General features: G+C 67.7%; 15 protein-coding genes. 11 read left to right on the plus strand and 4 right to left on the minus strand.

Features of this window, described 5'->3' with window-relative positions; translation table 11 throughout:
- The 6 genes from B0T44_RS24715 to tsaD form a co-directional block, all read left to right on the plus strand.
- Positions 1-339: alanine racemase C-terminal domain-containing protein (locus B0T44_RS24715; RefSeq protein WP_303246079.1), on the plus strand; the 339-nt coding region annotated here is incomplete at its 5' end.
- Entirely contained in the window at positions 336-1,415 is a 1,080-nt protein-coding gene (locus B0T44_RS24720; RefSeq protein WP_077116828.1) for an alpha/beta fold hydrolase, read from the plus strand. The genes B0T44_RS24715 and B0T44_RS24720, both read left to right, overlap by 4 nt.
- Positions 1,408-1,893: a tRNA (adenosine(37)-N6)-threonylcarbamoyltransferase complex ATPase subunit type 1 TsaE gene (tsaE, locus tag B0T44_RS24725; protein ID WP_077116827.1), complete on the plus strand. Its 486-nt coding sequence runs from the start codon at positions 1,408-1,410 to the stop codon at positions 1,891-1,893. The genes B0T44_RS24720 and tsaE overlap by 8 nt, the downstream gene beginning before the upstream one ends.
- 58 nt (positions 1,894-1,951) lie before the next feature.
- Positions 1,952-2,674 (plus strand): tRNA (adenosine(37)-N6)-threonylcarbamoyltransferase complex dimerization subunit type 1 TsaB, encoded by a 723-nt coding sequence (gene tsaB / locus B0T44_RS24730; RefSeq protein ID WP_077116826.1) that lies wholly within the window; start codon positions 1,952-1,954, stop codon positions 2,672-2,674.
- Between the two features lie 2 nt (positions 2,675-2,676).
- Positions 2,677-3,189 (plus strand): ribosomal protein S18-alanine N-acetyltransferase, encoded by a 513-nt coding sequence (gene rimI, locus B0T44_RS24735; protein ID WP_077116825.1) that lies wholly within the window; start codon positions 2,677-2,679, stop codon positions 3,187-3,189.
- Positions 3,186-4,229 (plus strand): tRNA (adenosine(37)-N6)-threonylcarbamoyltransferase complex transferase subunit TsaD, encoded by a 1,044-nt coding sequence (gene tsaD / locus B0T44_RS24740; protein WP_077117007.1) that lies wholly within the window; start codon positions 3,186-3,188, stop codon positions 4,227-4,229. Before rimI ends, tsaD begins: the two co-directional genes overlap by 4 nt.
- 345 nt (positions 4,230-4,574) lie before the next feature.
- On the opposite strand, the gene B0T44_RS24745 is transcribed toward tsaD, so the two are convergent.
- Positions 4,575-6,167 (minus strand): DUF7159 family protein, encoded by a 1,593-nt coding sequence (locus B0T44_RS24745; RefSeq protein WP_077116824.1) that lies wholly within the window; start codon positions 6,165-6,167, stop codon positions 4,575-4,577.
- A gap of 614 nt (positions 6,168-6,781) precedes the next feature.
- Here B0T44_RS24745 and groES point away from each other — a divergent pair.
- Positions 6,782-7,084 (plus strand): co-chaperone GroES, encoded by a 303-nt coding sequence (gene groES, locus B0T44_RS24750; RefSeq protein WP_030522227.1) that lies wholly within the window; start codon positions 6,782-6,784, stop codon positions 7,082-7,084.
- Between the two features lie 166 nt (positions 7,085-7,250).
- Positions 7,251-8,861 (plus strand): chaperonin GroEL, encoded by a 1,611-nt coding sequence (gene groL, locus B0T44_RS24755; protein ID WP_077116823.1) that lies wholly within the window; start codon positions 7,251-7,253, stop codon positions 8,859-8,861.
- Between the two features lie 249 nt (positions 8,862-9,110).
- On the opposite strand, the gene B0T44_RS24760 is transcribed toward groL, so the two are convergent.
- The 3 genes from B0T44_RS24760 to B0T44_RS24770 all read right to left on the minus strand — a co-directional run bounded on the left by B0T44_RS24760 (position 9,111) and on the right by B0T44_RS24770 (position 10,607).
- Entirely contained in the window at positions 9,111-9,362 is a 252-nt protein-coding gene (locus tag B0T44_RS24760; RefSeq protein WP_077116822.1) for an RskA family anti-sigma factor, read from the minus strand.
- A gap of 1 nt (position 9,363) precedes the next feature.
- The gene (locus tag B0T44_RS24765) at positions 9,364-9,939 is read right to left on the minus strand and encodes a sigma-70 family RNA polymerase sigma factor (RefSeq protein WP_077117006.1); all 576 of its coding nucleotides are present in this window, start codon (positions 9,937-9,939) and stop codon (positions 9,364-9,366) included.
- A gap of 374 nt (positions 9,940-10,313) precedes the next feature.
- On the minus strand, positions 10,314-10,607 hold the full coding sequence (locus B0T44_RS24770; protein WP_077116821.1) for a WhiB family transcriptional regulator: 294 nt from the start codon (positions 10,605-10,607) through the stop codon (positions 10,314-10,316).
- Between the two features lie 628 nt (positions 10,608-11,235).
- On the opposite strand from B0T44_RS24770, the gene B0T44_RS24775 reads away from it, so the two are divergent.
- From B0T44_RS24775 to B0T44_RS24785, 3 genes are all read left to right on the plus strand, one after another.
- Positions 11,236-12,165: a hypothetical protein gene (locus B0T44_RS24775; protein ID WP_077116820.1), complete on the plus strand. Its 930-nt coding sequence runs from the start codon at positions 11,236-11,238 to the stop codon at positions 12,163-12,165.
- Positions 12,166-12,288: 123 nt separating this feature from the next.
- Complete coding sequence (locus B0T44_RS24780; protein ID WP_077116819.1) at positions 12,289-12,867, plus strand: sigma-70 family RNA polymerase sigma factor; 579 nt, start codon at positions 12,289-12,291, stop codon at positions 12,865-12,867.
- Positions 12,860-13,923, plus strand: a 1,064-nt coding sequence (locus B0T44_RS24785; RefSeq protein WP_081512666.1) for an anti-sigma-D factor RsdA, incomplete at its 3' end; no start/stop codon positions are given. The genes B0T44_RS24780 and B0T44_RS24785, both read left to right, overlap by 8 nt.

Consider the following 13,923-nt stretch of genomic DNA (forward strand, 5'->3'; position numbering starts at 1 on the left):
GGGCACGAATGGATCGCCCCGCACGACACCACCGTCGCGCTGATACCCGCTGGTTACGCCGACGGGGTGTCGCGTGTCCTCGGCGGGCGTTTCGACGTGTGGCTGGGCGGGGCCCGGCGGCCCAACGTGGGCCGGGTGTGCATGGACCAGCTGGTGGTCGATCTGGGCGATAACGCAGCAGGTGTCCGCGAGGGCGATACCGCGATCCTGTTCGGACCCGGCGACCACGGGGAACCACGTGCGCAGGACTGGGCCGACCTGCTGCACACCATCCACTACGAGGTGGTGTGCTCGCCACGCGGTCGCGCGATCCGGCGTTACCGGGGCGGTGACCGGTGACCCGCAAGGTGTCCTTCTTACGGGGCGGCCTCGCCACCGCAGGCGTGATCGGTGCGCTCGCCGGCGTGCAGGCGCTACGCCGTGCGGGCGCCCGGGTGCTGTGGCCGCCGATCCGCGACGACTACCGCGACGAGGACTTCGCGCTGATCGACTCCGATCGGGCTGATGAAGTGGTCGCCGACGACGGGGTGCGGCTGGCCACTCGCGAATGCGGACCCGCCGACGCACCGCTCACCGTCGTCTTCGTACACGGTTTCTGCAACAGCATGGACTCGTTTCATTTCCAGCGTCGCCACCTGGAAGAACGCTGGGGCACGCGGCTGCGGGTCGTGCTGTTCGACCTGCGCGGACACGGCCGTTCCGGCGCGCCGGAAACCGCAGGCTGCACCATCGCCCAGCTCGGCCGCGACCTGTTGACCGTTATCGATGCGAAGGCGCCACGCGGGCCGCTGGTGCTGGTCGGGCATTCGCTCGGCGCCATGGCGGTACTGGCCGCCGCCGCCCGGAATCCGAAACCATTCACCGAGCGGGTGCGCGGGGTCGCGCTGCTGTCCACCGCCGCCGCGGAGGTGACGGCCGCGGGTATCGGCCAGCTGCTGCCGAGCCCCGCCCTGGACGGTTTCCGTATCGCCGTCCACACCGCACCTGCGCTGGTACAGGCCGGACGCGTCACGGCCCGGCATGTGATCGCACCGATCCTGCACGCGAGTTCGTTCCACGGCCCGGTGAGCCCCACCCTGGCCCGGTTCACCACCATGGTGATCGACCGCACACCCGTGGAGACGATCGTGAAATTCCTCGCCGCGATCGAACTGCACGACGAGTCGGCCGCACTGCCCGTGCTGGCCCCGCTGCCGGTACTGGTGCTCGGCGGCGTGCGTGATCTGGTGATCCCGTTCCGCAACTCCCGCGCCCTCGCCCGCGAACTCCCCAACAGTGAACTCGTGCGCTTCCCTGATGCCGCGCATATGCCGCATATGCAGTACCCGGAGCTGACGAACGAGGCACTGGACCGGCTGCTGGTCCGTGCGGGAGTGGTCGACACGGCCGAGATCGGGGAAACCGGCCATGGGTGAGGACAGGCCGGGCACCGCTCGGCAGCGCCGCGTGCTGCCCACCGTCGCCGATACCGAAGCGCTGGGCCGCGAACTCGCGACCGGGTTGCGCGCCGGCGATCTGGTGATCCTCGACGGCCCGCTTGGCGCGGGTAAAACGGCGCTGACTCGCGGGATCGCCGCAGGACTCGGGGTCAAGGGACGGGTGAGTTCGCCCACGTTCATCATCGCCAGGCAGCATCGGGCAGGTGAGCGCACCGACGGCCCGCCGGTCCCACTGGTGCATGTCGACGCCTACCGGCTCGGCGGCAGCCTGGACGAACTCGACGCCCTCGATCTGGACACCGACCTGCATCATGCGGTGGTCGTGGTCGAATGGGGCGGCGGGGTGGTCGAGCACCTGGCCGAACGTCATCTGCTGGTGCGGTTGATCCGGGAGCCCGACTCCGATGTGCGCACCGCAACCTGGGAATGGGTGCGGCGGCCGGACGGCGACTGAGTTCACGGTACGCGCACCCCACCGGGAGTAGGGACCACCCGGTATCGTTGGCCCAATCATGCTTGTACTCGCTGTCGACACCGCGACACCCGCCGTTACAGCGGGACTGGTGGAATTGGAGCAGGCGGCGGCCGATGCGCACCACGTGCTCCCGTACGGCCACACCTCGGCACAGGCGCACACCCTCGCCTCGCGTGTGCGCGTCGACGCCCGCGCCCACGCGGAAGTGCTCACCCCGCAGATCCTCGAATGCCTCACCGAAACACGCAGCTCCAGGACAGATATCGCCGCGGTTGTGGTCGGTATAGGCCCCGGCCCGTTCACCGGGCTGCGGGTAGGCATGGCCACGGCAGCTGCCTTCGGCGACGCCCTGGGGATCCCGGTATACGGCGTGTGCAGCCTGGACGCGATCGCTGTCGACGCCGCGTCCGATCTGACGGCCGAGGCCGAACTGCTCGTGGTCACCGATGCCAGGCGCCGCGAGGTCTACTCGGCCCGCTACCGTGATTTCGGTGGCCGCCGAGTGGCCGGTCCCGTGGTGGGCAAACCGGGTGATCTGGACCTCGCCGAAGCCACCGTGATCGCTGGTTCTGCCTCGCATGTCGATCTGTTCGACCTACCGGTGTTGCCGGTCGAGACACCGTCGCCGGCAGGTTTAGTGCGGGTCGCGGCCGCCGAGGTGCTGGCCCGCGCGGTCCCGGACCCGCTGGTGCCGCTGTATTTGCGCAGGCCGGACGCGGTCGAGAAGAGTTACCGCACCCTCGATCCGACGGGAGCGTGACGATGGGTTTCCGAATCGAACCGATGGTCGTCGCCGATATCGACCGGTGCGTCGAACTGGAGCAGCTGCTGTTCCCGGAGGACGACCCATGGCATGCGGAGGCTTTCCGGTCGGAGCTTGCGGCCGTGCACAACCGCTATCTGACCGCCCGCGACGATACCGGTCGGATGGTCGGCTACGCCGGTATCGCGCTGCTCGGTGACGCAGGCCACCCCGAAGCCGAGGTGCACACTATCGGCGTCGACCCCGGATACCACCGCGCGGGTGTCGGCACATTGCTGCTGGAGGCGCTGCTCGCCGTGGCCGGGCGGCGCGGCGGACCGGTATTCCTCGAAGTCCGCACCGACAACGCCCCCGCTATCGCGCTCTACGCCAAACACGGCTTCCACATCATCGGATTGCGCAAGAACTACTACCACCCCAGCGGTGCCGACGCGTACACGATGCGCAGGCCCGCGCTGTCGGCCGTGCCCGTAACGTGGGGCGCGCCGGAACCGGACGAGGTGCTGTCGTGATCGTCATGGGCATCGAAAGTTCCTGCGACGAAACGGGAGTCGGCATCGTGCGCCACCACCCGGACGGGACATGCGAACTGCTGGCCGACGAGGTGGCATCCAGCGTCGACCAGCACGCCCGGTTCGGCGGGGTGGTCCCGGAGATCGCTTCGCGCGCTCATCTAGAGGCGATCGTGCCCGCGATGCGCCGCGCGCTGGCCGCCGCGGAGATCGCCCGCCCCGACGCGCTCGCGGTCACTATCGGCCCCGGCCTGGCGGGTGCGCTGCTCGTCGGGGTTGCCGCTGCGAAAGCCTATGCGGCGGCCTGGGATGTGCCGTTCTATGCGTTGAACCACCTGGGTGGTCATGTCGCGGTGGACACGCTCGAGCACGGCCCGATGCCGCCCTGCGTTGCGCTACTGGTGTCGGGTGGACACACCCATCTGCTGCACGTCACCGACCTGGCCGAACCCATCGTCGAATTGGGCAGCACGGTCGACGACGCCGCCGGAGAAGCGTTCGACAAGGTCGCCCGGCTACTCGGTCTCGGTTTCCCCGGCGGGCCCGCCCTGGACGCCGCGGCGGCCGCCGGCGATCCGAACGCGATCGTCTTCCCGCGCGGTATGACCGGCCCCCGCGACCCGCGCTACGACTTCTCCTTTTCCGGTGTGAAAACAGCGGTCGCCCGCTATGTGGAAGCAGCCCAGCGCTCCGGTGTCGCCGCCGCGGATCTGCCGATACCGGATATCGCGGCCGCCTTCCAGGAAGCCGTCGCCGACGTGCTCACCATGAAGGCCGTACGCGCCGCCAAAGACGTAGGGGTGGACACGCTGGTGCTCGGCGGCGGGGCAACCGCGAACTCCCGCATCCGCTCCCTCGCGGAGGAACGTTGCGCGGCCGCGGGTTTGACGCTGCGGGTGCCGAAACCCCGGCTGTGCACCGACAATGGCGTCATGATCGCAGCACTCGGCGCCCATGTGATCGCCGGCGGTGCGCCACCGTCCCCGCTGACGGTGGCCTCGGATCCCGGCCTGCCGGTCTCGGTGAGCCGCGTCGGCTGACCGGAACAAACGGAGTTCGCTACTACGCGGCGGTGTTCGGCCTGCTCTGAGCGGGCGGCGTGGGCCGTCTTTGCCAGTGGCGCCACCGTTTCCGTTGATGTGGCCTCGGATCCCGGCCTGCCGGTCTCGGTGAGCTGCGTGGGCTGAGCGCAGCAACTGGTGTTCGCTGCCGGTTGCGCCGGTGGTCGGGTCTTCGCTGAGAAGGCGAGTTGCCGTTGCTGGTGCCATCATTCGGTTGTCGCGGGTCGGTGGGGCGGCGTTCGCGGGTGGGCAGGGCCGTGTCGTCCTGGCGACGAGGTCGTGCACGAGTTGCGGAGCTGGTGTGGCTTGCCGAGGGGGTGTTCGTCAGCCGGCCGATCCGGAGTTCGGGCGCGGTGGGCTCGGCGGGCGCGTTGTCTGCGCGGGTGACTGCGTCGGCGTGCCCTCCTCGAGCAGGGGCGCCGGGCCCTCCGCATCCGGGCCGGGGGTGCCGGTTGCGCTGTCCTCCTGCGCCGGTGTCTGTCCTTCGGGCGTGGGTGTTTCCGCAGGCGGTGTGGTCGAAGGCAGCAGCGGGCCGAACAGTTCCGGCAGTTCCGGGAACGGGATCGGCGGCAGGTCCGGGTCCGGGCGCAGTGTCGGCTGTGATGTGCTCGGCTGAGATGTGCTCGGGCTCGGTGCAGTGGTGGAGCTGTTCGCGCTGGACGACGGTGCCGGATAGACGGGTTGCGGTACGGGGTAGGTGGTGGTCGGCGCGATGGTGGTGTCGGGCGGGCGGGTGATGTCGGGCGTCTGCTCCGACGTAGGGGCGGCGGCTTCCGTGGTCGGCACAGCCGGGGGTGCAGGCGGTAGTTGCGCGCTGCTGGTGGTGCCTGCGGGGGAGACCTCTTCACCGGAGGTGGGCGCCAGCGTTGTGACGCCGTAGCCGATGATCAGCCCGACCACCACGATCGCGCCGATCAGCACCCCTGCGACCTTGGCGAAGGTGCCGACGGGTGCATCGCCGCCGAGCATCACCGGCTGCGATGCGGGCTGTGCCGAATCCGCCAACAGCGCGGCGCCTTTGGCGATCACCGCGTCCGGGTCGGGGACGGTCAGCACCGGTATGTCGAGTTCGCGCTCCAGTGCGTCGAGCACCGAGGGAATATTCGCGCCGCCGCCGATCACCACCACTGATTCCGGCTGTTTCGCCGCGCGGCGCAACGACACCACGGTGAACGCGGCGAGCTGGCGCAGCAGGTCGGCGATGAGGTCTTCGAACTGGGTGCGGGTGAGTTGGAGCGGTTTTCCCGCGACGTGGTCGACGGTGACCGCGGGCGCGATGGACAGATGCTCCTTGGCGGCTCGCGCGCGGTTGACGAGTACGGACCGGTTGGGGCGGGCGCTGCGCCGGGCATAGTGCTGGTCCACCAGGTGGTGGTAGATCAGATCGTCGATGGCGCGGCCGCTGACCGAATTGGTGCGCGCCGAATGCAACACCGAGCCGTCGGCCTGTTCGGCGACGGTGACGCTGAGTCCGGAGGCTCCCAGATCGACCACGCCGACCGTTATGTAACGGTCCACCAGGCCGGTGTCGCGCAGGTAGGTGAGTGCGGCCTCCACCTCCTGGACCAACCGCAGACTGTGCTGCCTGCCTGCGGCGGAGCGGATCGCCTGAGCCTGCTCCTTGCTCCGGTAGGCCACTGCGACACCGGTGGGCGGACGCTCGGCCACCGCATCCAGCCCGGACGAGCGGGTGCTCGCGACATGGCCGCCACCGGCCGGTGCGGCGTGGTGCGGGTGTGACGCGGGCAGCTGGGTGGTCATCAGTTCGATCGATGACGTGACGAGGTCGCCGAGGTCGGAGTGCGCTTCCGCGGACACGATGCGGTAGTCGAAGGTCTGGGCGCCGTTCGGTGCTGTCGTGACCAGCGCCGAGCACACGACTTCGTTCCCGGCGGAGATGCCGAGTGATGTTCGCATGTTCACCTCCCTTCGAGCGGATGGCCCTGCTGTGGCCGGCTATGTCGGATGGTCTGCCGGAACCGGTGTACGGAATGACTATCGATCGGGTTCGGTATCCGGCCGGAGGCGTTGTCCGGGTGGGTCGCTACCGGCCGGTATCACTGTGGTGCTCGTTGGTGACGCTGGGCGGATCGTTCGCGACGCACGGCGAACCGTTGCCCACCGGGTCGCTGCCTCGCGCTGACAGCAGCGCCCCTGCGTACAACCGTCGCCCATGTTGTCACAATCCGTTATCCGAACGTTACAGAATTCGGGAGGTAAAGAAAAGCTATGCGCATCGGCGGCAGTGTCGGCCCTGGTCGGCGGCGTGTCGAGATGGCTTCACGGCGTGGTGGCCGAGGTGGCGTGGTGGCGTTCCGACATTGGCACCGCCCGGTCTTGAGCGCTGGCACTCTCACGTATAGAGTGCTAGTCGGCACTATGTGACGCGTCAGTGCCAAGCTTGACACTGAGCAGGCGGTCCCGGCACCCGCGACGACGGGGCTATGCGCAGGGTCAGCATCGTGACCGAATCGATGGTCCGGGACAACAGTTTCGGACGACCGTTATCCCCTGAAAGTGGAGGGCTCAACGTGGCGAGCGTGAACATCAAGCCGCTCGAGGACAAGATCCTCGTCCAGGCCAACGAGGCCGAGACGACGACCGCCTCCGGCCTGGTCATTCCTGATACGGCGAAGGAAAAGCCGCAGGAGGGCACCGTGGTCGCCGTCGGCCCCGGCCGGTGGGACGACGAGGGCGAGAAGCGCATCCCGCTCGACGTCCAGGAGGGCGACACCGTCATCTACAGCAAGTACGGCGGCACCGAGATCAAGTACCAGGGTGAGGAATACCTGATCCTGTCCGCGCGCGACGTGCTGGCTGTCGTCGGCAAGTAACAGGCCGCCGCATATGCATTCCGCCCCGGTGGTCGTTATCAGGCCCCGGGGCGGAATGCATTGCGCGCGCCGCCAACCGGGCAGCCCGGTCGGGGCCAGTGCTATCAGGCACGGCCCCGACCCCGCGCCGCCGGAGGCGGCGCCATAAACACAGGAGCGAAGACATATGGCAAAGCAGATCGAGTTCGACGAGTCGGCTCGCCGGGCGCTGGAGCGCGGTGTCGACAAGCTCGCCGACGCGGTCAAGGTCACCCTCGGTCCGCGTGGCCGTCACGTGGTGCTCGCCAAGGCGTTCGGCGGCCCGACTGTGACCAATGACGGTGTCACCATCGCGCGTGATATCGACCTGGAGGATCCGTTCGAGAATCTCGGCGCCCAGCTGGTCAAGAGCGTCGCCACCAAGACCAACGATGTCGCGGGTGACGGCACCACCACAGCTACCGTCCTGGCCCAGGCTCTGGTTCGGAGCGGGCTGAAGAACATTGCCGCAGGCGCCAATCCGATCGCGATCGGCGCGGGTATGAGCAAGGCCGCCGATGCGGTCTCCGCGGCGCTGCTCGCGCAGGCCACCCCGGTTTCCGGCGAGCAGGCCATTGCCCAGGTCGCCACCGTTTCCTCGCGCGATGAGGAGATCGGCAACATGGTCGGCAAGGCGCTGACCACCGTCGGCAAGGACGGCGTTGTCACTGTCGAGGAATCCTCGACGCTGCAAACCGAGTTGGTTGTCACCGAGGGTGTGCAGTTCGACAAGGGTTATCTGTCCCCCTATTTCGTCACCGACGCCGACAGTCAGGAAGCCGTGCTGGAGGACGCCTACGTCCTGCTGCACCGCGACAAGATCACTTCGCTGCCCGACTTGCTGCCGTTGCTGGAGAAGGTTGCCGAATCCGGTAAGCCTCTGGTGATCGTCGCCGAGGACGTCGAGGGCGAAGCGTTGTCCACCCTGGTGGTCAACTCGATCCGCAAGACGCTCAAGGCTGTTGCGGTCAAGGCTCCTTTCTTCGGCGATCGTCGCAAGGCGTTCCTCGACGACTTGGCCGTTGTCACCGCGGGCACCGTGGTCAACCCGGATCTGGGAATCAGCCTGCGTGAGTCCGGGCTGGAGGTCCTCGGCAAGGCCCGTCGTGTTGTGGTCACCAAGGACGAGACCACCATCATCGACGGCGCGGGCACCAGCGAAGACCTCGCGGCCCGCAGCGCTCAGCTGCGCCGCGAGATCGAGGCGACCGATTCCGACTGGGATCGGGAGAAGCTGGAAGAGCGTCTGGCCAAGCTGGCCGGCGGTGTCGCGGTGATCCGTGTCGGTGCTGCCACCGAGACCGCGCTCAAGGAGCGCAAGTACCGAGTCGAGGACGCGGTGAGCGCGGCCAAGGCCGCGGTCGAGGAGGGCATCGTGGCCGGTGGTGGCACCGCGCTGGTGCAGGCGGGTGCGCAACTGGACGAGCTGATCGCGACGCTGTCCGGTGACGAGGTGGTCGGCGCCGAGGTGCTGCGGGCCGCGCTGCGGGCGCCGCTGTACTGGATCGCCACCAACGCGGGTGTCGATGGTTCCGTGGTGACGAGCAAAGTCGCCGAGGGTGAGGGCAAGGAAGGTTTCAATGCCGCCACCCTCAGCTATGGTGATCTGCTCACCGAGGGTGTTGTCGACCCGGTGAAGGTGACCCGTTCCGCGGTTGTCAACGCCGCATCGGTGGCCCGGATGGTGCTCACCACCGAAAGCGCGGTGGTGGACAAGCCGGAGGAAACCGAAGAGCAGGCTCACGGCCACAGCCACTGACTGTGTTTATGGCGCCGCCCCCGGCAGCGCGGTGGTCTATACGCCGAGCCGCGCGGCCGGGCGGGAGACTCGGTGAGGGCAAGGCACTGCTGAGCGCCTAGCAAACATTTGCCGGTCGAGTGGGCGCTGATGGTGCGACTGCGACGTAACGGACCGCTTCGTGTTCCTCGAGGATATGGAGCGGTCCGTTCGGGTATCGGGGCCGTCCGGAGTCGGAACGCGGGAACCCAGGAGAGTTGACTCGGGAAATCAGGAAGCGACCGGCGGCTGCTCGGCGTTGATCGCCGCGAGCAGCCGCGCGCGCAGCCCCGCAGGCGGCTGTGCCGCCGTCGCAGTGGCGAGTGCGCTGAGGGCTTCTCTGGTCCGATGTATCTCGATGATGAACGCTTCCCGCAGGGCGGGGTCTTCGTGGTCGAGCATTTTCTGTACTGCGTGATGGTCTTCGTCGTCGATCGATCCGAGCGCGACGGTGTGCGCGAGATCGATCTGGCTTTCGTTCATCTCACGTCACCCCCAAACTTTTCTTCAGTCGTGTCAAACCGTCCCGTATCCGGGACTTAACGGTCGGTAATCCTACGTCCAGGTGGAGGGCCACCTCAGCGTAGGTTCGCCCGCCGTAGTAGGCGAGCGAGATGGCCTCCCGTTGGGTTTCGGTCAGCGACGCGAGACTGTCCAGGACGGCCTGTTGTTCGAGCTTGCGCTCGACTTCTTCGGTGACCTCGTCGAAGTCGTTGCCCAGCACCCTGATGCCGTAGGCAACTTCACGTTGGGTGTGGGCTTGTTCGGCGCGTACTCGGTCGACGGCGCGGCGGTGTGCCAGCGTCATCAACCAGGTGACCGCCGAGCCCTTCTCCGGGTCGAAACTGGCTGCGGTCCGCCACGCTTGGAGGTAGACCTCCTGTGTGGTCTCCTCCGCGTATCCGGGGTCGTGCAGGATTCGCAGCACCAAGCCGTACACGCGGGTGCACGTTCGGTCGTACAGCTCGGCAAAGGCTTCCTGATCCGACTGGCCGCATCGACGCAAAAGCGCGGCAAGTTCAATACTTTCGGCTGCGCGTGCCGACACCGCAGATGCCACGCTGGGTGGCAAGGCTTCTCCACGGAACGAGTCGCCCTCTGCGGCCGGCGGCCGCGTTGTCACAACGCTCCATTCTGTGTCATCGGTCACTACTGTAGCGCGTCGCTATGACCTCCCTTCGGCAGGGTGTCAGCGAACAACGTGCCACCTGTGCGGCAGGGGTCGTCGGTGGTGACCGCTGGCCCTGTCGCACCAGGTCTGGTCGAGGCGTGAGTCGCGGACTGTGTCGCAGCGCGGCTCGGTATAAGTCCTCGTTGGCCGGTGTTTGCTAGGAATTCGGCGCCCTGCCGGATACGGATGGGAGATATTCCCAGATGTCCGTATGGGGGAGTCGGGCACACCTGCTCCCGGTACGTACGCGCGGCCGTTTTCTGCTAGACGGTCATGCGGCGCCGGTTGCGGCGCGCATGCATCTCCCGCTCGGTTTCCGACATGCCGCCCCAGATGCCGTAGGGCTCGCTGACTTTGAGTGCATGGGTGCGGCACTGCATCAGCACCGGGCAGTCGCGGCAGATCTCCTTGGCGCGCATCTCGCGTGCGGTGCGGGCGCGGCCGCGTTCGCCGTCGGGATGGAAGAACACCGCAGAGTCCACACCACGGCAGGAGCCGCGCATCTGCCAATCCCAGACATCGGCGTTCGGCCCGGGCAGGTGGGTGGGCATGGACATGTGTGAACTCCTTGCGGCGCGAGCTCGTCGGCATTGTCGAGCGGTGATGTGCAACGGTTGTGCGACGCCCGGCGTCCGTCCGGCCGAGCGTTCTCCGGCCGCGGTACGGTCGGCGGTGCCCGCGGCCTCGCCGTAGGCGGACGCCATGTTTTCGCGCGGCGCCGCCCGTGGCGATGAGTTACGTTAGGGCTAGCCGTGAAATTCCGTCAATAGTTCGGTGCAGCAGTTTGCCTACTGTTTCAACGGAAAGATTTAACCAACCGGCTGTTTACTTTTGCTAATGCATTCGGTGATACTGGGTGGTTGCCTGGCGGCCAGGGGTGTCGCCCCTATGGCGTTCTGGGTCATCTGTGCGGGTAGTAGCGGTTTTGCCGGTGGTGGCGAGGGTTCGGGTTCGCTGCGACGGGGGTGGCCTGTGATAGAGGCGTGATCAGAGATGGCGCAAACTGGACGCCCGGTGAATTACGCGAAACGCTGGTGAATTCCATGCATATGTGCTCATGGATTGTCCGGACGAGTTTTACCCGATGGCAATGCGGTGGACAATTGAAATGCTGAAAAGTTGCTACCGGATGGGAAGTTGTGGCGGCGGCCATCGCGATAGCGGAATCCGGGATAGAGTGCGGCGGTGTTCGCGCCGGTTTCACCCCTCGATTCCCCTTCCGCGCTACTCGCCGACGCGGCTTTCGGCGCCCGTCCTGGGCGGTCCGCTGGCGAGTTGCCCGCGGCCCGCGACGGACTCGAAGAGTGGTGGCGGGCGGTGCTTCTGGGCGGCCAAGGCCGGTACGCGGCCGCCCGTGTCGAACTGCGGAACCTGCGAATGCGCTCGGCTGACCCGGTGTTGCTCGCCCTTGCCGCGTCCACCGAGGGGTCACTGCTGCGGCAACTCGGCTGGCATGACCGCGCTGCCCGCTACGACGGCCGTGCGGCCGCGCTGATCCTGCCTTCGCTCGAGCGAAATACCTTCGGCCGCAGCACCACAGCCGAAACGCTCCCCGCCGGAGTCGAACCGCAGGCGATTCCCGCCGACGCCCTGCCTCATCCGGTCGCTGCGGCGGGTGACGCGCTGACGGGTCTGGCGGCCGACGCGCTCGGCGCTGGGCGTCTCGAACTGGCGGCGCGGTTGCTCGAACGCGCCCACCGGATACTGGATCACCACGATCCCAGCCGTGTTCGGCGGCGGCTGTGGGTGCGCTGGCACTGGGTGCGCGCCGAGACCGCGCTGGCGGGGGGCCGCGGTGCGTCCGCGCTGCCCTGCGCCGAGGTGGCGCTTGCTCTCGCCGAAGCCGGTTCTTCGGTTAGGCACCAGGTGAAATCGCGGCTGCTTGTCGCGGCGGCGGCCATGGCTACAGGGGACGTGGATCGGGCGGGCGAACTGGCCGATGCGGTCGCCGACCAGTGCCGCGAGCACGATCTGCTGCCTTTGCGATGGGCGTGCGCGATGCTGCGCGGCGGGCTTCCTGGCGCCGTGAGCGGCGACACGCAAAGGGATGTCGCATACTGCACGGCGGCGATCGCCGAGCGCGGTGGCCGGTTCCGTTCCTTCGGGGAATCGTAATGATCGACCGTCTTGTCCGGCGCCGCCGTGAGTATCGCTATTGTTAGACGCGTTCCGCTCGATCAGCGGAAGCACCGGTCTACACCGACCGTGCCACTTGTAACGCCAGGAATTTCTCTGACGATGACGCACACGGGCGAAGAGTTGGACCTCGCCGTCGCTGCCGCTGCGCAGGGCGACAGATCCGCTCTAGCTCAGGTATTGGAGACGGTCCGTCCGCTGGTGATGCGTTATTGCCGCGCGCGGATCGGAGCCGCGGAGCGTGGACAACTCTCCGCGGACGACGTTGCGCAGGAGGTCTGTCTGGCGGTCATGACAGCCCTGCCCCGGTATCAGGACCAGGGCAGGCCCTTCATGGCCTTCGTGTACGGAATCGCTTCGCACAAGGTCGCCGATGCCCATCGCAATGCCTCACGTAACAAGGCGGAGGCGATGGCCGAAGTACCAGATGTCATATCCACCGACCATGGGCCGGAACAGCGAGCTCTCGAGTCCGAGACGAGCAGGCAGATGAACCGCTTGCTCGCGACGCTTCCTGAGAAGCATCGGGAGATCCTGATCCTGCGCTTGGTCATGGGTTTGTCAGCGGAGGAAACCGCGACCGCCGTGGGCAGTACGGCGGGAGCGATACGGGTCGCCCAACACAGGGCGCTCGCAAAGTTGAAGTCACAAGTGGCGAGGGCAGGTGAAATGTATGGCTAGGGATGGCGGGCGCGGTCGGGGCGACTGGAAGGCGCGCCGCGACTCGCGGGACACCGGTCCCTACGCCGAGGGCTCCGGGAGCGACACCGGGCCGGTCGACATCGTGGCGGTGCGCCGCGACGACGCGCTGATTGATGCCATCGCCAGCGAGGGACCGGTCCAGACCGAGAGTGCCGAGGAAACCCAGCTGGCGGCGTTGCTGGCAGATTGGCGGGCCGAGATCATCGCGCCGCCGCTACCGGACGCGCCGGATCTGGACACCGTGGTGGCAGCGGTCAACCAGGAGATCGGGGCCAGACAGGCGCGAATCAGTGCCCGTACGGGTGGCAGGCTGCGGCTGCTGCGTCCGATCGCGGGTGCCGCGGCGGCGGTGGCGTTGGTGGCCGGCGGTATGACCGCCTTCTCCTACGCGGCCGAACCGGGCGATCCGCTGTGGCGGGTCAAAGAGGTCGTGTTCAGCGAGCAGGCCCAGTCGACCGTTGTGCAGCGCGCCGACGACGATATGGCCGCCGCGCAGACACTGATCGAACAGGGCAATCCGGAGCAGGCGCGGGCTCGTCTGGAGCAGGCATCGACCAATGCCACTCAGGTCGACGATCCCGCCAAGCGCGATGTGCTGCTGGAACGCTGGCAGCAGTTGCTCGCGGAGCTGCGTAGGATTTCGCCGGAAGCCGCCCAGCAGTTGGAGCATGCCGTGCCGCCGCCGGGTAGCCAGCAGCAGACCTCGACGTCGCCCCCGAGCGTCTCCGAGACGACGCGCCCGAGCCCCAGTGAAAGCACGGTGCCGAGCATCATGGGGGTCGAGCCGAGCACGCCCGGCGGTAATCAGCCCACCGGGCAGCCAGGTGTCCCAGGTGTCCCCGATACCCAGGAGCCCGTGGATCAGCCACCGGTGACCGAGGAACCGGGCACACCCACCGAATCGCCGGAGCCGACCGAACCCACCGCGGCGCCGACGACCCTGCCGACGTCCCCACCGGTGACGCCGTCCTCGGTGGCCACGCTGCCGATTCCGGTTTTTCCTCCCGAGACCGATACCGGTGGGCAGAGCCCGGA

This window comes from Nocardia donostiensis (assembly GCF_002081715.1).
Classification (GTDB): Bacteria; Actinomycetota; Actinomycetes; order Mycobacteriales; family Mycobacteriaceae; genus Nocardia; species Nocardia donostiensis.

What these genes read in the sequence shown, in the direction of transcription:
- tsaE (WP_077116827.1), top strand. Translation starts at nt 1,408, where the DNA reads ATGGGTGAGGACAGGCCGGGCACCGCTCGGCAGCGCCGCGTGCTGCCC.
- tsaB (WP_077116826.1), top strand. Translation starts at nt 1,952, where the DNA reads ATGCTTGTACTCGCTGTCGACACCGCGACACCCGCCGTTACAGCGGGA.
- rimI (WP_077116825.1), top strand. Translation starts at nt 2,677, where the DNA reads ATGGGTTTCCGAATCGAACCGATGGTCGTCGCCGATATCGACCGGTGC.
- B0T44_RS24745 (WP_077116824.1), bottom strand. Translation starts at nt 6,167, where the DNA reads ATGCGAACATCACTCGGCATCTCCGCCGGGAACGAAGTCGTGTGCTCG.
- groL (WP_077116823.1), top strand. Translation starts at nt 7,251, where the DNA reads ATGGCAAAGCAGATCGAGTTCGACGAGTCGGCTCGCCGGGCGCTGGAG.
- B0T44_RS24760 (WP_077116822.1), bottom strand. Translation starts at nt 9,362, where the DNA reads ATGAACGAAAGCCAGATCGATCTCGCGCACACCGTCGCGCTCGGATCG.
- B0T44_RS24770 (WP_077116821.1), bottom strand. Translation starts at nt 10,607, where the DNA reads ATGTCCATGCCCACCCACCTGCCCGGGCCGAACGCCGATGTCTGGGAT.
- B0T44_RS24780 (WP_077116819.1), top strand. Translation starts at nt 12,289, where the DNA reads ATGACGCACACGGGCGAAGAGTTGGACCTCGCCGTCGCTGCCGCTGCG.